This window comes from Bradyrhizobium sp. SMVTL-02 (assembly GCF_051853005.1).
Taxonomy (GTDB): Bacteria; Pseudomonadota; Alphaproteobacteria; order Rhizobiales; family Xanthobacteraceae; genus Bradyrhizobium.
On the sequence record NZ_CP182469.1, the window covers coordinates 3,691,773 to 3,712,069 of the forward strand.

Consider the following 20,297-nt stretch of genomic DNA (forward strand, 5'->3'; position numbering starts at 1 on the left):
CCCCTCTCAGCCGAACTGGGTGGGGAGGGCGCGCGTCACGACGCCGTCGGGATCGAGACCGAAGATCACGCGCCAGCGATCGAGGCAGGTGCAGGGATGCGAGATGCCGAAGGCGATGATGTCGCCGACCGCAAGCGCGGCGTCGGGCGCAACGGCGAGGAATGCATGCTGGTCGTTGAGGCGCGTCACTGTGAGCGCCGGGGCGGGCCCTTGCCGCTCGACGCCGTCGCGGAACACGCGCAGCGGCACGGGCAATCCCTGGTCGAACGAGGCATCGCGCATGCCGAAGCCGGCGATCGCAAGTCCGTCTTCGGGACGCGACAGCACCTCGGCCCAGAGCGTCAGCGCAGGCCGAAAGCCTTCGACGGCGGAGTGGTGCAGACCGTCGACCAGCAGCCCGCCGCGGCGATCGATCTGCGCGAATGCGCGCGCATAGATGCCGTGATCGGCGAAGAACAGCGCGCCGGAGCGCAGGATCACGCTGGCATTTCCATCGTACCAGGCCACCGGCGCCAGCGCGTGCGCGACCAAATCGAAATAGGCGGAGCCACCCGCGCTCATGATCAACGGCCGCTGCGAGGTGGCGGAGCGCACCAGCGCGAAGGTTTCGATGGTGCGCTCCATCAGGGCCGAGATCGCGCGCAACGTGGCGTCGGCATCCGGCGTTGCGACCGCACCTTCGTAAGTGGCGACACCGCCGAGAACGAGCCGATCGGCGGCAAGCACGGCCGCTATCGTGGCCTCGACCGCAGCACGATCGCGCGCGCCGGCGCGACCTGCACCGAGTTCGATCAGCACGGACAATTCGCTGCGGTCTGCGATCCGCGCCGCCTCCGCAAGCGCTGCGGCCGCGGCCGGTGAATCCGCGAAGGCGTGAAATTCGACATCGGGATGGGCGCTGAGCAGCGTGCCGAGCCGCCGGCCGGCCGCGAGCCCGCCGATCTCGTTGGCCAGCAGCAGGCGCCGCTCGCCGCTTGCGAGCAGCACGGCAGCCTGCTGGATGTTGGCAACGGTCGTGCCCCAGGCGCCGGCTGCGCGCAGCGAGCGCGCCAGCTCCGGCGACATCGGCGTCTTGGCGTGCGGCGCGACGCTGACGCCGGCGCTCTTGCACCATCTCAGGAAGAGGTCGCGGTTGGCCGCGAAGGCGGCTTCATCAAGGGTGAGTGCGGGCAGGGCGAGATCGCCGCGCGCAGGTGACCAGCGCTGGCTGCCGATGTCCTCAGTGGCGACGCCGTCGACCAGGGGAATGCCCCGAATGGTCGTCGAAAGGCGTTGGCTCTCCCACCGGGACAAGAACTGCATCGTCACTCCCTCAGCGGCTCGACCGCTGGATTCGAACGATACGTTTGAATGACAACGTTGTCATCAGGCAAGTTATAGGCAACTGGGGACAAATTCGATGCATTCGGTATTTTGATAGGGATAAATGCCGTCGGATTGAGCTAGTGCGCGCCGCACATCTGGGCGAGGACTTCCTCGACGTCGATATCGCCCTGGCCGGCCGCCCTGACATGGCGGACTTCGAGACTGTCGGGCCGGAAGCGGTACTCGACGAAGCCCGTCTCCTTGATCGCGATGCGGTCCTGACGCGCGTCGTTGATCCTGAAGCCGACCGACGGCGCCCAGACGTGGCGCGTATGGCGATAGGTGAAGTCGCGGCGCTGATGCACGTGGCCGCTGGCGATCAGGCGCAGGTCGACACGCGCGAACATCTCGATCAGCCGCGCCCGCGCCGGCTGCGGCACGTAGCGGATCGAAGTCTCCGGCGTCTCTGGATCGTCGGGCAGGTTGAAAAACAGCGGCTTGTGCAGGAACAGCGCGACGGGCCTGCCGTTCGCGCGCGAGACTTCCTGTGACAGCCAGTCGAACTGCTCGGCCTCGAAGGCGAGGCCTGAATTCATCACCAGCGTGTTGAGTCCGATGAAGCGCCATCCGGCGGCTTCGAACGACCAATGGTCCTCGCCGATGATCTCGCAGAATTGCCGGCGGTGCGCTTCGGCGATCGGCGGCTTCGGCACAGGTCCGATCGCAGTCGGATTGTCGCCGATGTCGTGATTGCCGGGGATGTAGCGGCAGGGAACGGGCAGGGCGTCGTGCAGGCCCTTCGCGAATTCGACATCGTCGCGGCTGGTCGGCCCGTCGAAGGAGACGTCGCCCGTGTTGATGACGAGATCGGGCCGCTCGGTGTCGATGTGCTCGCAGACGCGGTTGAAGTTTTCGATCAGGCCGGACAAGCGCCGGCCGAGATGGGTGTCGGAAATCTGCGTGAGGCGAAATTCGGACATGGCCTCAGGATATGCGCTGCCACACGTCGAAACGATGACACGCGCGCCACGTTTGGCGCCCGAACAAAGTTTAAAGCACGCGATAGCGGATCGTGTAGGCGTCCTGCGGAGCTACGCTGCCAGCCACCGGCGAGGCAATGCGGTCGGCGAGGTGCCAGGGGCCGAACTCTACGGTGCGACAAGATCGGGAACACCGGTTCAACTCGCTGATTGTCAGCGTGAGAAGTCGCGGCTAATGACGGTCCGCGGCGATCCGCCCTACGGGAAAGTTCCGATGTCCGTCCAAATGGTCCTGCTGCCTGTCTTCGTGCAGGTCGGTCTCACCTTCGCGCTCCTGATCGGCATGGCCGTGGCGCGCCGCCGCTCGCTGGTTTCGGGCGAGACCAAGATCCGCGACATTGCGCTGGGCGAGCCGAACTGGCCAAAGGGCGCCACCCAGATCGCCAATTGCTACCGCAACCAGTTCGAGCTGCCGGTGCTGTTCTACGCCCTGATCGCGCTGGCGCTGCCGTTACGTCATGCCGATCTCTTCATCGTGCTGATGTCCTGGGTGTTCGTGGTGACGCGTTTTGCCCACGCCGGCGTGTTCGTCTCCTCCAACGATCTCGGCCGCCGCTCCACGATCTGGCTGGCCGGCGTGCTGGTGCTGCTGGCGATGTGGATCTACTTCGCGCTGAGAATGCTCCTGGTGATCTGACGGTTAGCCGTCGGCTCTAATCTGAAAGATTTGAAATGACCCCCGCTGCCCGGCTGTCCGCAGCCATTGAACTGATCGACACCATCGAGAGAGACCGCGTGCCCGCGGCCAAGGCGCTGAAGGAGTGGGGCACGGCGCACCGCTTCGCCGGCTCCGGCGACCGCGCCGCCATCGCCGGCCTCGTCTGGGACGTGCTGCGCCGCTACGCCTCGAGCGCGTACCTGATGGACGCCGACACCGCGCGTGCCAGGCTGATCGGCATGCTCCGCCTCGAGCGCGACATGGACACGGCCACCATGGCCGCGCTGTTCGACGGCAGCCGCTTTGCGCCGGCGCCGCTGACCGGGGCCGAAGAGGCGGCGCTCAGCCATCGCTCCCTGAAGGACGCGCCCGCTTCCGTCGCCGGCGACTACCCGGAATGGCTCGATTCGCACTTCGCAAGAGTGTTCGGCGATACCCGCGCGGCGGAGGCGGCCGCGATGGCGAGCCGGGCGCCGCTCGACTTGCGCGTCAACACGCTAAAATCCAATCGCGACAAGGTGCTGAAGGCGCTTGCTCATCTTCATGCGAAACCGACGCAATGGTCGGCAACCGGCCTGCGCATCGAGCTTTCGGCCGATGCGCGCAACCCCGGCATCCAGGCGGAAGAGGATTTCATCAAGGGCGCAATTGAAGTGCAGGATGAAGGATCGCAGCTTGCGGCCCAGTTCACCGCGGCAAAACCCGGCGAGCAGGTGATCGATCTCTGTGCCGGCGCCGGCGGCAAGACGCTGGCGCTCGCCGCCCTGATGCAGGGCAAGGGCCGGCTGATCGCGACCGATCGTGACAAGCGCCAGCTCGCCCCGATCCACGAGCGGCTGTCGCGCGCCGGCGTCCACAATGCCGAAATCCGCACGCCCAAGGGCGAGGCCGATCCGCTCGCCGATATCCGCAGCTCCGCCGACCTCGTGGTGATCGACGCGCCCTGCACGGGAACCGGAACCTGGCGCCGCAATCCCGACGCCAAATGGCGCATGCGCCCGGGCGCGCTCGAGATCCGCCTGCGCGACCAGGCCGAGGTGCTGGAGCGTGCGGTTCCCCTGGTGAAGCCGGGCGGCCGCATCGCCTACATCACCTGTTCGGTGCTGTCGGAAGAGAACGGCGAACAGGTGAGGGCGTTCGTCGGCCGCCACCCCGAATTTGCAGTGGTGCCGCCCGAGCAGACCGCGAGCGTGCTCTGGGACAAAGCCGAGGCCTTTGCCGACGCCGCGCTACAGTCGGACGAGGGCTGGCTGATGACGCCGCGGCGGACGGGAACCGATGGGTTCTTCGTGTCGGTGCTGAACAAGACATGATCAACGTTGTCATTCCGGGGGCGCGCGTAGCGCGAGCCCGGAATCCATCGAGCGGCGGTCTCGGCGGGTGCATGGATTCCGGGCTCTTGCTTCGCAAGCCCCGGAATGACAGGCGTACCCCAAAGCAAAAGCCCCGCAGACCGGTCGCGGTCGCGGGGCTTTCGAGTTCTGGCGTTCTGCCGGTACGTCCGCGGTCAGAACGTTGCGCTGGCGGTTAGCCGACGCGGAGATTGTCAGCCGACGACTTGCCGCTGCGGCGGTCGGCGACGACGTCGAACGAGACCTTCTGGCCCTCGTTGAGGGTCGACAGGCCGGCACGCTCGACGGCGCTGATATGGACGAAAACATCCTTGTTGCCGTCGTCCGGCTGGATGAAACCATAACCCTTTTGGGTGTTGAACCACTTCACGGTACCCATAGCCATGGGGAACTTCCTTTAGTTAGTTAGAGACAGTACGCACGCGGACCGGTACGCGACGCTGCGCCCATGGTCCTGATGAGTCGATGTTTGGAGAATTCATCTGAAGCGTGCGCGCCCGTCTTGGACGAGGCGAAGCGGCCCAGTCGTTCGGCCAAGTATCGATGATCACAATATAGCGAGATAATTGGACTTCTTCAAGGCACCACCCGTGGCCCGGCACGTCGCGCGGCTTTGCTATTTTGCGGTGCGAATGCACCGCGCGTCAGCCCTCAATCGACGATGAAAAGCGTCGCGCCGGTGGCCGTCGAGGACCGGTGCGCGGCATCGCCGAAGTCCGAGACCTGGTAGCTCATTCCTGCCGTCAGCTTGAACTTGCGGCCGTCGCGCAGTTCCGAATCGAGCTCGCCCTTGACCACGAAAATAACGTGGCCGCGGTCGCACCAATGGTCGGCGAGGTAGCCCGGCGAATACTCGACCATCCGCACCCGCAAGTCGCCGATATTGAGCATGCGCCACAGGGCTTCTCCGGTCTCACCGGCATGCGTCGTCGGCGCAACCTTGCTCCAGTCGGTGACGGTGAAGGGGGAGGTCGGGAGTTTCATCGGGGGATCCTGTCTGAGAGCCGGCGGTGCTGTTGTTAGCGCACGCGGCCGCGCCCGTCTCCGTCATTGCGAGCGTAGCGAAGCAAATCCAGAAATGCACCCGCGGAAAGAGTCTGGATTGCTTCGTTAGGTGGCAGGGTCGCGCCTCACTCTCATTGTCATCGCCCGGCTCGCGCACGGCGCAAGTGCGCCGAGTACTCATCAAGAGGCGGCGCTCAATACTGCAAATGGTTCGCCGATCCCTGCACGATCAGCCCGGCATCGTTCACCCGCAGATATTCGCAGATCTCCCTGCCGCGCTCGTTCGCATAGAACACCACGACGCTGTCAGGGCTGACGAACACATCGATCAGCGAAAAATGCAGCTCCGGCAAAAGCCCCAGCGCCTTGCCCCAATAGGCCCGAAGCGCATCCTTGCCGCGCACGGTGCCACTGCCGTCGAACCCCATCATCGGAATCCGGTCCGAGGTCATCACGGCCGCCTCGTCATAGAGGGCGAGGACGCGCTCGAGATCGCGCGCGTTCCAGGCCTCGACCCAGGTCCGGCCGAGCGCGGCGAGCGTTGATGGCTGATGGTGCCGTGACATGAGCGTTTTCCCTGATCGGCCCCTGTTTCCTAGTGGAGCAAATTAGATCAATAATATTGACATATATCGATTTGTCCATGCCCAAAGAAGCATGTGGGCGTTCGGGCCAGCGCGGTTGCGGGCAGGAGCGTGGTCGCGTATCTGCTTGCCATGACAGCAGCACAGCACGACCGCTCCGCGTCGACGCCCTCCGTGGCCTCGGCGCATGACAAGATTCTCATCGTCGACTTCGGCAGCCAGGTGACGCAGCTGATCGCGCGTCGCGTGCGCGAGGACGGCGTCTATTGCGAGATCGTCCCGTTCAACAAGGCCGAAGAAGCCTTCAAGGAGATGAAGCCGAAGGCGGTGATCCTCTCCGGCGGCCCGGAATCGGTGCATGAAGCCGGCTCGCCCCGTGCCCCGCAATTGATCTTCGATTCCGGCGTGCCCGTGATGGGCATTTGCTATGGCCAGATGACCATGGCGGCCCAGCTCGGCGGTGAGGTCGAAGGCGGCCATCACCGCGAATTCGGCCGCGCCGATGTCGAGGTCAGGGCCGAGAGCAAGCTGTTCGAGGATGTCTGGACATCAGGCAGCAAGAACCAGGTCTGGATGAGCCATGGCGACCGCATCACCAAGATGCCGCCGGGCTTCTCTGTCGCCGGCACTTCGCCGAACGCGCCCTTCGCGATCATCCAGGACGAGAAGCGCAAATATTACGGCCTGATGTTCCACCCCGAAGTGGTGCACACGCCCGACGGCGCGAAACTGATCCGCAACTTCGTGCGCAAGATCGCCGGCCTCACCGGCGACTGGACCATGCGCGCCTTCCGCGAGGAGGAGATCGCAAAGATCCGCCAGCAGGTCGGCAAGGGCAGGGTGATCTGCGGCCTCTCCGGCGGCGTCGATTCAGCGGTCGCGGCCGTCTTGATCCACGAAGCCATCGGCGACCAGCTCACCTGCGTCTTCGTCGACCACGGCCTGATGCGCCTCAACGAGGCCGAGCAGGTCGTCGACCTCTTTCGCCACCACTACAACATCCCGCTCGTGCACGTGGATGCCTCCAAGCAATTCCTCGGCGAGCTCGAAGGCGTCACCGACCCCGAAGTGAAGCGCAAGACCATCGGCCGCCTCTTCATCGAGGTGTTCGAGGCGGAAGCCAAGAAGATCGGCGGCGCCGACTTCCTCGCGCAAGGCACGCTCTACCCCGACGTGATCGAGAGCGTCTCCTTCACCGGCGGACCTTCAGTCACCATCAAGTCGCACCACAATGTCGGCGGTCTTCCCGAGCGCATGAACATGAAGCTCGTCGAGCCCTTGCGCGAGCTGTTCAAGGACGAGGTGCGCAAGCTCGGCCGTGAGCTGGGCCTCCCCGAAATCTTCGTCGGCCGCCACCCGTTCCCGGGCCCGGGCCTCGCCATCCGCTGCCCCGGCGACATCACGAAGGACAAGCTCGACATCCTGCGCAAGGCCGACGCCGTCTACATCGACCAGATCAGGAAGCACGGCCTCTACGACGAGATCTGGCAGGCCTTCGCGGTGCTGCTCCCGGTGAAGACCGTCGGCGTCATGGGCGATGGCCGCACCTACGACTACGTCGTGGGCCTCCGCGCCGTCACCTCCACCGACGGCATGACCGCTGACTTCTACCAGTTCGACATGAAGTTCCTGGGCGAGACCGCCACGCGCATCATCAACGAGGTGAAGGGCGTGAACCGGGTGGTGTACGACGTGACCAGCAAGCCGCCGGGGACGATTGAGTGGGAGTAGGGGTGATGGCGGGAGACGGGGCGCCGTCGCAATCAATGGTGGGTCACGCACTACGCCCACGGCGCCTACATGGCGCGCGGCGTCTACGGCCAGGCCATCTATGTCGATCCCAGCGCGGCCGCGGGCTGACCGTTCCGATAGACCTACGGTCCCCGCGACATCTTCTCGAACTTCTTCACCAGCCGCTCCCGCTTCAGCCGCGATAGCCGCTGGATCCAGAATAGGCCGTCGAGCTGGTCGATCTCGTGCTGATGGCAGACCGCGCGCAAGGCTTCGGACTCTTCGGTCTGCGGATTGCCGTCGAGATCCTGATAGCTGATGCGCACGCGGGCGTGGCGCTGCACATCGTCGTTGACGCCGGGCATGGAGACGCTGCCCTCGCGGTGCATGATCATCTCGGGCGAGGCCCATTCGATCGCCGGATTGACGTAGGTCTGCGGCCCCGCCTTGGGGTCGAGCTCGAGCACGACGACGCGCAAGGGTACGCCGATATGCGGCGCGGTGATGCCGATGCCGGGCGCGGCGCGCATGGTGTCGAGCAAATCTGTCGCAAGCTCGCGCAAGCCGTCGTCGAATGCGGTGACGGGGCGGGCCGGCATTGCGAGCCGGCGGTCGGGGTTAGCGGACGATCGGACGAAGGGTCATGCACGGCTCCTACCACTCACGGATGGTTGAAGCACTCCATTCTTGACTCCCTACCAACTAGAAGGTAGCTAACCCCCATGACCAACCTCTCCTCGACCGCCGACGACATCCTGGCCTGCGCGCGCAGCCTGATCATCGCGGGCGGCTATAACGGCTTCAGCTATGCCGACATCGCCGACGTCGTCGGCATCCGCAAGCCGAGCATCCACCACCATTTTGCCAGCAAGGTCGATCTGGTCCGCACCCTGGTGTCGCGCTATCGCGAAGAAGCGGAGGCGGGACTGGCTGCCCTGGAGCGCAATGTCCCCGACCCACGCGACCAGCTCAAAAGCTATGTCGGGTACTGGGAAGCGTGCATCGCCGATGCGACGGCGCCATTCTGCGTCTGTGCGCTGCTCGCCAGCGAGCTTCCGATCCTGCCGGAGGAAGTGGCGCTCGAAGTCCGTGCGCATTTTCGCGCACTGGCGTCGTGGCTGACGTCGGTGATGGAGCGCGGCAAGCGGAAAGGGCGGCTTCACCTCTCGAGCTCAGCCAAGATCGAAGCTGAAGGATTCATGGCAACCATTCACGGTGCGATGCTGTCGGCGCGCGCCTATGGCGATCCCAAAATGTTCGGTGTGATCACCAGCCCGCTGCTGGACCGGCTGTCCACCAGGCACTGAAAACATTGGCGAGACGCGACGGCGACACGCCCGCAGGCGAGCTGGGCGCGGGGTGATTTGCGGCGTGAAAACTACCAACTAGTAGGTAAAGGAGAAGGTGCAATGGCATATCATCAACAGGATCTCGTTCGTGCCGACCGCGAGCGATGGCTGAAGCAATACTACTTCATCCGGGCGGCGTTCTCAGTCGCCTGGGTCGTTGCCGCGTTTGCCGTCGGGCCGTCATCCGCGGTCGCCGGCGTCTTGCTCGTCCTCTATCCCGCATGGGATGCGGCGGCGAATGCGGTGGACGCGCTTCGCAGCGGCGGCCTGAAGCAAAACCGCACGCAGGCGCTCAACGCTCTGGTCAGCCTGGCGACCAGCGTCGCGGTCCTCCTCGCCTTGCAGATGAGCATGCACCTTGTGCTCGCGGTGCTCGGGGCCTGGGCGATCCTGTCCGGATTGCTCCAGCTCGGCACGGCAATCCGGCGCTGGAGGAGTTTCGGCGCACAGTGGGCCATGGTGCTCAGTGGTGGTCAGTCAGCGCTGGCGGGCGGCTTCTTCATCTTTCAAGCCTCGACGCCCGCGGTGCCGTCGATCGCGACCGTCACAGGCTATGCTGCCGTTGGCGCGGCCTACTTCCTGGTCTCGGCGATCTGGCTCACCGTCACCGAATGGCGACATCGTGCGAGGCAAGCTCAATTGGGATGATTGTGTACAATCCAGACTGTCTCGGCGGAAAGACTCTGGATTGCTTGTGCGCCAGGCAAGCTGGCGTGGTCCAACCGGTGGAAGTCCGGTCCGGGTAAGCGGTAGCGAGCGCCCGGTAGTGAGTGTTGCGTGGCCGTCGGCAACGGCGGCTGCGAAGCGTACACAACGATGCTGTGGGGTGGGCTATTGAGCCGCGAAAGACAGAAACTCGCAGAGGCCGAGCCGGTAAGCAACGTCGAAGGCAACATGTGCGGCGCCGTTATGCGAGGCGCTGACGCTCTGCCGTGGTCGAAGACCCCATCACGCAGCAAAGGACCGCGTCGGAACCTGGGAGGTCCCGCATCTGACCGATGGCAACATGCCCCCAAGGTCCGCATCGGGAAGGCGAGGAGCCAAAGCCGATGACGAACGGATGCGGGAAGTCGGACGCGGCCGTAGTAGCGTCGAAGCCTGCGAACGAAGCGGAGCGATCCGCGGAGGAGTTGGTGGAGCGAAGGGCCGCGACCAAGGGGAATGCGGACCAGCAAAGCACGCCCCGGACGCCGAGCCGGACAAGCGTGACACAGGCGTTGGAACGCATACGGCGAACTGCAAGGGAAAGGAAGAAGGAGAGGTTCACTGCGCTGCTTCACCACATCACGCCTGAACTGCTCGAGGCGGAGTTCTTCGCGCTGAAGAAGCATGCCGCGCCGGGTGTGGACGGAATGATGTGGCGGAACTACGAGCAAGACCTCAAGGCCAATCTTGAGGACCTGCATGCTCGTGTTCACCGGGGAGCGTACCGGCCGCAGCCGTCGCGGCGGGTCCATATCCCGAAGCAGGATGGGCGGCAGCGACCGCTGGCGATTGCGTCCCTCGAGGACAAGATCGTTCAGCGGGCAACCGCTACGGTGCTCAACGCGATCTACGAGGAGGACTTCCTCGGGTTCTCGTATGGGTTCCGGCCCGGGCGCAGCGCGCACGATGCGATGGATGCGCTGCTGGTCGGAATCGAGAGCCGGCGGGTGAACTTCATTGTTGACGCCGATATCCGCTCGTTCTTCGACATGGTGGACCAGGAATGGCTCATCCGCTTCGTCGAACATCGGACCGGCGACCAGCGTATCATCCGTCTGATCCGCAAATGGCTCAAGGCGGGTGTTCTCGAAGAAGGAACGGTCAGGGTCAGCGAACAGGGGACGGCACAAGGGGCGGTGATCTCGCCGCTGCTTGCCAACATCTACCTGCACTATGCCCTCGATCTGTGGGCCGAACGCTTCAGACGGCGCGAGGCCGCGGGTGACATGATCATCGTGCGCTACGCTGACGACTTCATCGTCGGCTTCGAGCATGAGAATGAGGCCCGGCACTTCCTCGAAGAATTGCGCAAACGGCTGCAGGAGTTCGCGCTGTCACTGCACCCTGAGAAAACCCGGCTGATCGAGTTCGGACGTCATGCGGAGGACAACCGCAGGCGGCGCGGGCTCGGCAAGCCGGAGACCTTCAACTTCCTCGGCTTCACCTTCATCTGCAGCCGATCCAAGCAAGGCAAGTTCCAGATCAGGCGCAAGTCTCGCAAAGACCGCATGCGGGCGAAACTGCAAGCCGTGAAGCAGGGAATGCGACGGCGTATGCACCAGTCGGTGCTCGAACAGGGCAAATGGCTGCGGCAGGTCGTTACCGGGTACTTCAACTACCACGCGGTACCGACCAACAGCCGAGCGCTCAGCGCCTTCCGCTACTTCGTCACCGAACAATGGAGGCGGATGCTTCGGCGCCGCAGCCAGATTGACGGGACCACGTGGCAGCGGGTCGCGCGGCTTGCCTCCGACTTGCTCCCCAAGCCACAAATCCTCCATCCTTGGCCCCGAACACGCTTCACCGCTACTCACCCGAGGTGGGAGCCGTATGCGGGAAAGCCGCACGTACGGATCTGTGCGGGGGGCGCCCAGCAATGAGCGTCCCTACCGCGACCGCTGCGCTCGCAATGACGAGGTTGATACAGCGCGCGCTCGCATCTGTCACCGTCACCCTGAGCTGCGTGCTGCAGGCTAGGCCAGTTGGATCCTAGTCGCGGGCGTCAGACGCACAGGCGCGGCTGAGAGTCCCACCGCGCCCGTGCGTCCATGATTGCGTAGCCGCCCTAAGCAGCCTGCCGCATGCGTTCGATGCCCTGAGTTATATGATTTCCGGCATCGTCAGCCACCTTCTGAGACATGTCCGCGATGCGGCGGCTTGCTTCCATGGCTCTGCTGATTGAGTCGCGCATCAGATCGGTCTGCACAGCCGCGAAATCGTGAGGAGTCCGGCAGCGCCCGAGTTCGCTCATGCAATCCATGGTCCTCTCGAACTGCTGCCGAACGAAATCGAAGTACTCGCGCGACGCACCGTTCATTCCCTTGGCGACTGCGGTCGTAGAGTACATGATTGCTTCGGCATTGCGGACCGAGCGTTCCGCTGCCTGCTGCGCTTCGTTGCCGGTCAAACCGAACGTGCGACCTAGCTGATCAGTCGAGCGACCCATCATCGCCGCGGCCATCTCAACGCCGAATCGCCAAGTGTTTTGCAACATCTCCGTATTTTGTCGCAGGAGATGGCTGCTGGCTTGCGCCACCTCTTCCCCGGCCTCGGCGGTCGCCAAGCCGATCCGTCTGGTCTGCTCAGCGGTCCTCTCGCCGGCGCGGCGGATTGTGTCCTCAGCGCTTTGGGTGGACTTTTCCTCCTGGCGTGGATTGGCCATTCGTTGCTCCATCGTTTTTGTTGGTGAGGTCGGATCCTCTGCTCTCCTTCACAGGTGGGGTCCTTAGCGAGCAAACGTGGGCATTCCTGGACCGTTCCGGGGCGGGAATCTTTTAATCAATTCTCCGCCATTGCGCGCAGGAACGAGGGCTTCAACTTCCAATTATTGCATGGTGGCTCGTCTGCTCCGCGCTGCGGGCCGGATGTTCGTGGCCCTGCATCTCAAGGCTCAGTCATGTCGACCGCCGAAACCGTACTGCTCATCGCTGCCTTGTTTTTGGCACTTCTCGTCATCGGGAACATCGGCTTTTCCAGACTGGCCGAGCGAAGGAATCCACCAATCGGCAAGTTTCTCGAGTGCGACGGCGTAATACTCCACTACATGGAGCGGGGCGATCCCGCGGCTCCTTGCGTCGTGCTGCTCCATGGCAACGGATCCATGATGCAAGACTTCACAACCAGCGGGCTGGTCGATCTTCTTGCTCGCAGCAACCGCGTGGTGTGCTTCGACCGCCCGGGCTTTGGCTATAGTCGGAGGCCGCGGCTCCGCATATGGAGCGCAGCGGCTCAGGCAGCTCTGTTGGTGAAGGCGCTCGAGCAGCTCGGGATCCGCGAGCCCGTGGTGCTCGGCCATTCCTGGGGTGCCTTGGTCGCCATCGCTCTCGCTATGCGGAACGATTATCCGATCCGTGGCCTTGTGCTTGCGTCCGGGTACTACTTCCCGACCGCGCGATTGGACGTGTGGTTGATGTCAGGTCCAGCCATACCGGTCCTGGGCGACTTGGTCAGCTACACTGTCGCGCCCATCATTTCGTCGGCCGTCTTGCCGGGAGCCCTCCGCAAGATCTTCGCGCCCCGGTCGGTGCCGCTGACGTTCAGGAACGGTTTTCCAGCATCTCTGGTTCTCAGGCCCACACAGTTGAGGGCGGCCGCGGAGGAAAGTGCACTCCTGATTTCGACCGCAGCACAATTCCAGGCCCATTATTCGACCTTGGGCCACCAGGTGCAAATATTCCACGGAGTGGAGGACCAGGTGATCGAACTCAAACAAGCGCGAGATTTACATAAAGCGCTGCCTCGGTCCGATCTTCACCTTGTGCCCAATGCGGGACACATGGTCACGCACGCAGACCCGGCGGCCATTGCGGAAGCCGTCAATTCAATAACGACCTCTTGAGGCCGGCAGCACGCCGGCTTCGCCCCGTCAATGCGCCTCGGCCCCCGCTCGGAATTTCCCGATGGTCCTTTCGGGAGCCTGGAGGGTGAGGGTAGTGGCCGACGCCGCGCAAGCACGTTCAGTTCCGCGCGGATGCGTTCGGCGAGCTCGACGCCCATGTCCTTCCTGATGCAGAGGTCGTCGCCGCCCCACACCACCTTCACCGGCGTCGGTGAACGAGGCATAGTAGTGATAGAAGGCATCCACGACGGTCATCCCGTCGCGGCTCCATGCAAGCGTGCACAATTGGTCTGCTCGACTCACCATTGATCTGAGTCAATCTGCTCTGCGTTCTCTCATTTCGACTGCAGCATGCAAGTAATCGAACGGCTCCGGCGCAATCTGCCGAACGCGAGGGAGGAGGCCCCATGGTTGACCATTCCACCGTTCCAACTGAATCCTCTTCGGCGTCGCAGGGCCCGTCGACCGCGATCACTCGCCGCTCGCTGCTTGGCGGGACCGGCATTGCGGTGGGCGCCGCCGTGCTTGCGTCTCCGCCGAGCATGTCCGGGTTCGCTCCGGCGCTGGCGCAGCCTGCGAGCTCGGACGCCCGACCGCTCGACGCGGCGTTCAAGCAACGGGCCTTCGAAGTCCGCGGGGTCTGTGCGGGCAACGCCGAGAAAATTCCCATTGCGCCCCACCCGACGAATGGCGACGAAGCGCGCTACAGTAACAAGATCGGTTCCGATTCACGTGGCCTGCCGCACGACAAACGCGGCGAAGTGGCACCAGAAGCTTGGCAGGCTCTTTATACCGCCTGCCAGTCGGGCGATCCTGCCGATTTCGAGAAGATCCCGCTCGGCGGCACTCGCAAGCTGGTCAATCCCTTGGGCACGTTGGCCGTCAGTCTGAGCGGCATCAACCCTACTCAGATTGGAATACCCCCGGCACCGGCTCTTGCAAGTGCGGAGCGCGCCGGCGAGGCGGTCGAGGTATATTGGCAATCCCTGCTTCGTGATGTCCCGCTGACCGAGTTGCGCGACGACACCTCCAATCGGGATGTGCTTGCAGCAACCGAGGAGATCAACAAGCTTGCCGATTTCCGAGGGCCGAAGTCTGGTGGGCGGGTCACGCCTGGCACACTGTTCCGCGCCAATGCGCTTTATTTCGACGCAGGCGACCCGAAGGGCCGCTCCGTCACGCCTCCGGGCGTTTTGGACGGCCCGCTGATCTCGCAGTTCCTGCTCAGGGACGCGCCCTATGCCTCACAGTGGATCAGCGCTCAGATTCGTACCGCGTCGCCCGCCAGCGAATTCCTGACCGACTACGAGGAGTGGCTGGCAATCCAGAATGGCGCCGCACCGAAGCGCCAGTTGCAGTTCGACGCGACGCCGCGATATATCGCGACGGGAAGAGATCTCGCGGAGTATATCCACACTGGTCCTGCACTTGGGTGGGCGGCAGCATTGATCCTTGCGACGCCCGGCGGGGGCACGGACAAGCGCTACTCGGGCATGTATCCACCGGCAGAGCCCGTATCATACCCATCGAACCCGTATCGGAAATCGAAAACCCAAACCCCTGCGGGTGCCACCTTCGGGCTGCCCTACGTGCAGGCACTACTCGCCACGGGAATCAGTAACTCCGTCCGCGCGGCCTACTGGCAGAAGTATTTCGTGCACCGGACTGTGCGGCCGGAAGCCTACGGCGCTCTCGCGCACCATCGCCTCGCCAATGGCGTGAGCGACTACCCGCTGCCCGATGAGTTTCTGAAATCCGAAGCCCTCGCTCGCAGCAAGGCCAAATACGGCACCCATCTGTTGTCGCAAACCTATCCGGAGGGCGCGCCCTTGCACTCCACCTACCCGGGCGGGGCCACCAGCGTTGGTGCCGTCACAGCAACCATATTGAAGGCGTTCTTCGACGAGAGTCGCGTCATCGCCAACCCGGTGCAGCCCGATCCGGCCGACCCGACGAGGCTGGTGCCCTATGACGGCTCACCGCTCACTGTCGGCGGAGAGTTGAACAAGCTCGCCGTGAATTTCGGTTTCGGACGAAATTGGGCGGGCATCCACTGGCGTTCCGACGCCTCCGCCTCTATGGCAATCGGTGAGGAAGTGGCTATCTGCATGTTGCGGGACGAGCGCGCGACCCTTCGCGAGCCGTTCGACGGCTTCTCCTTCACGCGTTTCGACGGCAGCCGCGTGACGATCTGACAGCAGACGGGCGGCATGCCTGCCGTGGGGCGCCGGCGCCCACTTCGGGATAGACGGCCCTGCCTTGGAGTCTGGTGACGCGGCTGACTCCGTAGCAGACATCACCGACGTATAGCGGATGTCGGCTACGGGCGCGAATAGTCGAACGGCACAACTTGCTCGCGCGCCCTTCACCCAAATCGTGGAGGCCGTTGCGCAAGCTTTTTGGGTGGCCGCAAGCACATTATCTATCAGAGGCTTTGGGCGTCCCTGACGGGGACCCTCCGTGCTTCGATTGCGCGCGACGAAAAGTATTGGAAGCAAGCTGATCGCATCAATCGCCGCTGACGTTGCGAGGAGGCTGCGCCTGGTGGATGAACGGGAGATTGCGGTCTCCCGTTTAGGTCTGCTTCGCAGAATTCGGCAAACGCGAACTGCTCGCGTTGAGCTTTTCTCAATTGGACCCAATTGAGACGTCGTTCCGCGCGGCCGCCTACTTGCTCGTTCCCAAGAAATTGACCCAGGTCAACATGGCTCGCACCAGAGCGAGTTACTTGCGAGCCGGTTCGGGAGGCGTTTACCTAAAGGAGGAGCAAATGAAGCCACTTTCTGAACAACTCGCCGAATTGTCGGTGCGCGCAAAAAATACCGAAACTGCCTTTGCTGCTGCACAAAAGGAGGCGCATGACAAGATCGAGGCGCGGAAGGCAGAGGCACTTTCGGCTGCAAAGAGGGCAGTCGAAAAGGTGAGCCAGCAGATCAAGTCGGTCGGCGAGTCTGCCGGCAGAGACAGGCAAGCGCTGCAAGCAAAAATCACCGCGGACGTGAGCACCTTGAAGGCGTACGCGCTGCAAGCAAAGCATGATATCAAGGCCCACCTTGCCGAGGACCGCGCAACGCTTCTGGAAGAAGACGCCGGTTTCGCGATCGAATACGCCATAGCCTCGGTTGAACAGGCACAACTCGCCGTTCTCGACGCGATCGACGCCCGCCGCGCCGCAGAGCAAGCTAGGCGCAGTTAGCATCAGGAACTCAGCAAACCGAGGCCGTCTCGGTTGGCGGCCTCTTTCATATCGGGCCAAGCTGCGAGGGTCGCCTATTAGCCCAAGGCTGCCCTTCGCGGAGATCTCCGCAGCGTCTGCTCTTCGGGATGAATAGGACGCACGACAGGACCGGCCGTTACAGCCGATTTCGACCCGACCAAGACATCGAGGTCCGCAATGCTTTCAGCGCCGGGCACGGCATTAGCGGGTCTTGCCACGTATCGCATCCCACCACGGACAGGTACCCGCCATGCGTTCGTAGTTGCCTTCCATCACCTGAACAGGGGCGCGACGTGGACCGATCTCCGGCGCGGCCGAGGGAGGCGCGCCAATATCTTCAAACAGGCCCTTGTGGCCCCAGAAGCTACCGACACTGGTCATCTCCACCGGCGACGTTGTGTCGTCGACCTCCTTGCCGCCCCAGCCGCACTCCACGTAGATCTCCGACGGAGTGCGCATGTAATACGACGTCATGAGATCATTCGGGTGGCGGCCGAGAGTGGCGACGATTTTCTCCGGGCTACCCTGTAGCAGGTCATACCCCTGACCGACGTCGTCGAGCAGATAATATTCGACAAGCAGGTGGTGCATGCTGCGCACAGGCGCGGCCACGAGAGCCACGCTGTGGTGGCGTGCGTTGACATGCATGAAGTAAGCCTTCAGCGGGGCAACGATGAAGTCGCTAATGCGAAACCCCAGCAGGTCCTTGTAGAAGGCGAGGGCGACATCGATGTCTGGGAATGTCAGAAGGGTGTGGCCCATGCCTAGCGGGCCGGTACGGAAGCCGGAGACGTCGCGGCCAGGCTTAAAGACCGTGTCAGCTACCTGGGCGCCGTGGAAAGCTTCCAAACGATTGCCGGCGGGATCGGCAAACGAGATCAGCTCCGTCACACAGCGCTGGTCCGCCAGCTCTACGGGTTCGCGCTTCACGGCGACGCCAGCGGTTTCGAGGCGGGCAGCGAGTGAGTCGAGAGCCGCGGCATTGCCGACTTCCCAGCCGAAGACCTGAGCGCCTGGCTCGATGGCTCGGTCGATGAACAGGCGCTGCTTGCGGTCGTCCATACGGAAGGCACGCAACGAGCTGGCGCGGTCCACGGCCTGCATGCCAATGTTTGATGTGGCGAATGCGGCCCAATCATCGAGGTTCGACGCGCCGACGCCGAGATAACCGAAGGCCTGGATTTCCATGGTGTATCCTCCCCGGTTGTTTTCTTGACAAGGGTAAGAGGCAGCGAGCGCTATTGCAATTGGAGTTTTGGGGCGTTCGCTCGTCACAGGACAGCTAAAATTCCGGTGGTCGCGACAGCCGGAATGGCGAACGTCACGAATTCACGCCGCCAAGGTGGCAGGGCCCAGGCTTGTGTGAGAACCCGACCTCGACGCTGCTTAGGGGTCTGTTGTTCTCGGCGTACAGCATCGAAATAATCAAGCCGCGGTTGCGGAGTCGCCTTCCGGCCGACGCGCAAGGCCGGATTACGTACAGCGCTGGCGCCAACACGATCAAGCAACGAGTTCCGGTTGACCCCATGTCGCAATTGTTCGTCGCATTTGACGGTGAGCAACCGTGAGCACGATGGAGTCTGGATTCGGCCCGTTGCCGACGTTGCAGCGAAGCTCGCCAGCGGTCAGCTTTTGGACCCGGAGCAGACCTCACCGGGCCTCCCTATCAAGTTTCGCCGTGACGGCTATTGAGTTCCAATCTCTCCGGCGATCACGGATCCGAACAGTTCGCCGTGTTCACCATTGAATCGCGACATCTGCATCTGCTCGACCGGAAAATAGTCGGTGGGGCTTGTGTTGATCTTGATGCCCGGCAACAACAACCCAGGTTCGAAGTCCTTGAGGTTAGCGGCCTGTCTCATGACGTTCTCGCGGGTGAGTTCGTCGCCGCATTGCTTGAGCACCTGGACAATGGTTTGCGCTGTTAGATAGCCGTAGACGCTGAACGTGCTCGTCTTATCTCCTTCGGGGAAATACTTATCCATGAAATCGGCCCATTCCTTGATCGCGGAATCTTCCTTCCAAGTTGGATCGGTGGGGTCCTTTAAATAGTTGGTCGACAGAATACCCTTCGCATTCTCAAGTCCGGCGGGCTTGAGCACGGAGCCCACCGAGTTCGAAATGCTGGCGAGAAGCTGAACGGGCTTCCATCCGATCTCTGCCGCCTTCCTAATCGCCTGTGCGGCGAACTTCGGGGAACTCTCGTTGAAAAAAATGTCGGCGCCCGAGGTTTTGAGCGTAACAATCTGCGAATCGACAGTCGGCTGCGAGGGATCGTAGGGCACTTCTGCCACGATCATGCGCTTCGCGGCGTCGGCACCAAGGCCGTCTTTGAGGCCCTTGATATAGTCGCGACCGGAATCGTCGTTTTGGTAGAGAATGCCGATCTTGCCCTCCGGTAGGTTCTGCAGGATGTATTTTGCATAGATCCGCCCCTCGGTCTGATAGGTCGGCTGCCAGCCCATCGTCCATGGAAAGCTCTTCCAATCGCCAAACTGGGTCGCGCCGGTGGCGACGAAGAGCTGTGGCACCCTCTTTAGATTCATGTACTGGCGAATGGCATTGTTGGTCGGTGTACCGAGGCTCTGGAAGATGAGCAGCACTTCGTCGCTCTCCACTAGTTTGCGTGCTTGCTCGACAGTCTTGGGTGGGCTGAAGGCGTCGTCGTAGGTGATAAAATTGATCTTCCTTCCGTTGATACCGCCCTCGGCGTTGATCTTGTTAAAAAAAGCCGCTTCCGTCCGGCCTATCAGCGCGTAGGCCGACAACGGCCCGCTGTAAGGCATGATATTACCGATCTTGATTTCGCTGTCGGTGGCGCCGGGGTCGTATTTCTTCTCGGCCGCCGCAGGATTTGTGCCGACGCAAAGACCGAGCAGGAGAGATGCCAGTAGAATGCCTCGCGTCTGCGCCATGTCGACCTCCCCTGATGCCGTCGGCTGCTTGCCGATCATGCCGCAGTCTAGGGTTTAGGCGCTGAAGTTGTCCAGCAACGGCCACTTCCGTTCTTTTGGGCCCGAAGCTGCTGATCGCCGCTAAGCAGAGCATGTCTGCTATGCCCGAGTGATTCAGGCATCAACTTGTTCGGCAATAACGTCACCAGGCGCTGTACATAGCGAGGTGAAATGCCTTGGCGATAAGCGACCTGCGCGACGCTGAGCCTAGGCTTCTGAAAGTCTGCCGCGATGCAGTCGAGCAGGCGCTGTGGCGCGCGGCCACGACCGCACTCGCATCGCTCTCGCCCAAAGCGGGTGCACTCGCTGCAACGAGATCACAGGTGTGATCTATGACGCATCCGCTCAGGATGTTGGCGCGTCGAGAACCGATGCGATACGAAATTGGCTGCGTCCGTAGACATGGGGACCTCCAGCCTTGTTAAGCCACTGGGTCGAAATGCTGCCGCAGGGCCAGTCTGCCGGTATCCGTATTTTGCAATTCGCGCACCGACCGTTTTCTCAGGTACGCAGGATTCCAAGAGGGTACTTCATTTGTCTGCTAGTATCATTCACCTGT

17 protein-coding genes and 2 pseudogenes are annotated in these 20,297 nt (G+C 62.9%); 9 read left to right on the forward strand and 10 right to left on the reverse strand.

Annotation, left to right across the window (positions count from 1 at the left end; all coding sequences use genetic code 11):
• Nucleotides 1–6: 6 nt before the first annotated feature.
• The 3 genes and pseudogenes from ACNJYB_RS17185 to ACNJYB_RS17195 all read right to left on the reverse strand — a co-directional run.
• Nucleotides 7–1,302: an alanine racemase gene (locus tag ACNJYB_RS17185; protein ID WP_439375021.1), complete on the reverse strand. Its 1,296-nt coding sequence runs from the start codon at nt 1,300–1,302 to the stop codon at nt 7–9.
• Between the two features lie 140 nt (nt 1,303–1,442).
• Entirely contained in the window at nt 1,443–2,285 is an 843-nt protein-coding gene (locus ACNJYB_RS17190; RefSeq protein WP_439375022.1) for a metallophosphoesterase family protein, read from the reverse strand.
• Between the two features lie 70 nt (nt 2,286–2,355).
• Nucleotides 2,356–2,454, reverse strand: a pseudogene (locus ACNJYB_RS17195) (acriflavin resistance protein); the annotation flags it as partial.
• 105 nt (nt 2,455–2,559) lie between these two features.
• Here ACNJYB_RS17195 and ACNJYB_RS17200 point away from each other — a divergent pair.
• Together ACNJYB_RS17200 and ACNJYB_RS17205 are read left to right on the forward strand one after the other, a co-directional pair.
• Nucleotides 2,560–2,982 carry an MAPEG family protein gene (locus ACNJYB_RS17200; protein ID WP_439375023.1) on the forward strand — a complete coding sequence of 141 codons (423 nt, stop codon included), beginning with the start codon at nt 2,560–2,562 and terminating at the stop codon, nt 2,980–2,982.
• 35 nt (nt 2,983–3,017) lie between these two features.
• Nucleotides 3,018–4,316, forward strand: a complete 1,299-nt coding sequence (locus tag ACNJYB_RS17205) for an RsmB/NOP family class I SAM-dependent RNA methyltransferase (RefSeq protein WP_439375024.1) — start codon at nt 3,018–3,020, stop codon at nt 4,314–4,316.
• A 214-nt stretch (nt 4,317–4,530) separates the two neighbouring features.
• Here ACNJYB_RS17205 and ACNJYB_RS17210 read toward each other — a convergent pair whose 3' ends face one another.
• The 3 genes from ACNJYB_RS17210 to ACNJYB_RS17220 form a co-directional block, all read right to left on the reverse strand.
• Complete coding sequence (locus ACNJYB_RS17210; RefSeq protein WP_084805523.1) at nt 4,531–4,740, reverse strand: cold-shock protein; 210 nt, start codon at nt 4,738–4,740, stop codon at nt 4,531–4,533.
• A 266-nt stretch (nt 4,741–5,006) separates the two neighbouring features.
• Nucleotides 5,007–5,339 (reverse strand): DHCW motif cupin fold protein, encoded by a 333-nt coding sequence (locus ACNJYB_RS17215; RefSeq protein WP_439375025.1) that lies wholly within the window; start codon nt 5,337–5,339, stop codon nt 5,007–5,009.
• A 215-nt stretch (nt 5,340–5,554) separates the two neighbouring features.
• Nucleotides 5,555–5,926, reverse strand: coding sequence for a nuclear transport factor 2 family protein (locus ACNJYB_RS17220; protein WP_439375026.1), 372 nt, complete (start codon nt 5,924–5,926; stop codon nt 5,555–5,557).
• A gap of 150 nt (nt 5,927–6,076) precedes the next feature.
• On the opposite strand from ACNJYB_RS17220, the gene guaA reads away from it, so the two are divergent.
• Nucleotides 6,077–7,675 (forward strand): glutamine-hydrolyzing GMP synthase, encoded by a 1,599-nt coding sequence (gene guaA, locus ACNJYB_RS17225; protein ID WP_439375581.1) that lies wholly within the window; start codon nt 6,077–6,079, stop codon nt 7,673–7,675.
• 143 nt (nt 7,676–7,818) lie between these two features.
• Here guaA and ACNJYB_RS17230 read toward each other — a convergent pair.
• Nucleotides 7,819–8,320 (reverse strand): annotated as a pseudogene (locus ACNJYB_RS17230) (peptide deformylase).
• Nucleotides 8,321–8,397: 77 nt separating this feature from the next.
• Between ACNJYB_RS17230 and ACNJYB_RS17235 the strand changes: the two are divergent.
• The 3 genes from ACNJYB_RS17235 (at nt 8,398) to ltrA (ending at nt 11,609) form a co-directional block, all read left to right on the forward strand.
• On the forward strand, nt 8,398–8,982 hold the full coding sequence (locus ACNJYB_RS17235) for a TetR/AcrR family transcriptional regulator (RefSeq protein WP_439375027.1): 585 nt from the start codon (nt 8,398–8,400) through the stop codon (nt 8,980–8,982).
• Between the two features lie 102 nt (nt 8,983–9,084).
• On the forward strand, nt 9,085–9,672 hold the full coding sequence (locus ACNJYB_RS17240) for a DUF308 domain-containing protein (protein WP_439375028.1): 588 nt from the start codon (nt 9,085–9,087) through the stop codon (nt 9,670–9,672).
• A 557-nt stretch (nt 9,673–10,229) separates the two neighbouring features.
• Nucleotides 10,230–11,609, forward strand: coding sequence for a group II intron reverse transcriptase/maturase (gene ltrA / locus ACNJYB_RS17245; RefSeq protein WP_439368749.1), 1,380 nt, complete (start codon nt 10,230–10,232; stop codon nt 11,607–11,609).
• A gap of 185 nt (nt 11,610–11,794) precedes the next feature.
• On the opposite strand, the gene ACNJYB_RS17250 is transcribed toward ltrA, so the two are convergent.
• Nucleotides 11,795–12,391 carry a phasin family protein gene (locus ACNJYB_RS17250; protein WP_439375029.1) on the reverse strand — a complete coding sequence of 199 codons (597 nt, stop codon included), beginning with the start codon at nt 12,389–12,391 and terminating at the stop codon, nt 11,795–11,797.
• 234 nt (nt 12,392–12,625) lie between these two features.
• On the opposite strand from ACNJYB_RS17250, the gene ACNJYB_RS17255 reads away from it, so the two are divergent.
• From ACNJYB_RS17255 to ACNJYB_RS17265, 3 genes are all read left to right on the forward strand, one after another.
• Nucleotides 12,626–13,567 (forward strand): alpha/beta fold hydrolase, encoded by a 942-nt coding sequence (locus ACNJYB_RS17255; RefSeq protein WP_439375030.1) that lies wholly within the window; start codon nt 12,626–12,628, stop codon nt 13,565–13,567.
• Nucleotides 13,568–13,974: 407 nt separating this feature from the next.
• Nucleotides 13,975–15,762 carry a vanadium-dependent haloperoxidase gene (locus tag ACNJYB_RS17260; RefSeq protein WP_439375031.1) on the forward strand — a complete coding sequence of 596 codons (1,788 nt, stop codon included), beginning with the start codon at nt 13,975–13,977 and terminating at the stop codon, nt 15,760–15,762.
• A gap of 575 nt (nt 15,763–16,337) precedes the next feature.
• The gene (locus ACNJYB_RS17265; protein WP_439375032.1) at nt 16,338–16,763 is read left to right on the forward strand and encodes a hypothetical protein; all 426 of its coding nucleotides are present in this window, start codon (nt 16,338–16,340) and stop codon (nt 16,761–16,763) included.
• Between the two features lie 222 nt (nt 16,764–16,985).
• On the opposite strand, the gene ACNJYB_RS17270 is transcribed toward ACNJYB_RS17265, so the two are convergent.
• Together ACNJYB_RS17270 and ACNJYB_RS17275 are read right to left on the reverse strand one after the other, a co-directional pair.
• On the reverse strand, nt 16,986–17,972 hold the full coding sequence (locus tag ACNJYB_RS17270; protein WP_439375033.1) for a VOC family protein: 987 nt from the start codon (nt 17,970–17,972) through the stop codon (nt 16,986–16,988).
• A gap of 497 nt (nt 17,973–18,469) precedes the next feature.
• Nucleotides 18,470–19,699 (reverse strand): ABC transporter substrate-binding protein, encoded by a 1,230-nt coding sequence (locus tag ACNJYB_RS17275; protein WP_439375582.1) that lies wholly within the window; start codon nt 19,697–19,699, stop codon nt 18,470–18,472.
• Nucleotides 19,700–20,297: the final 598 nt, after the last annotated feature.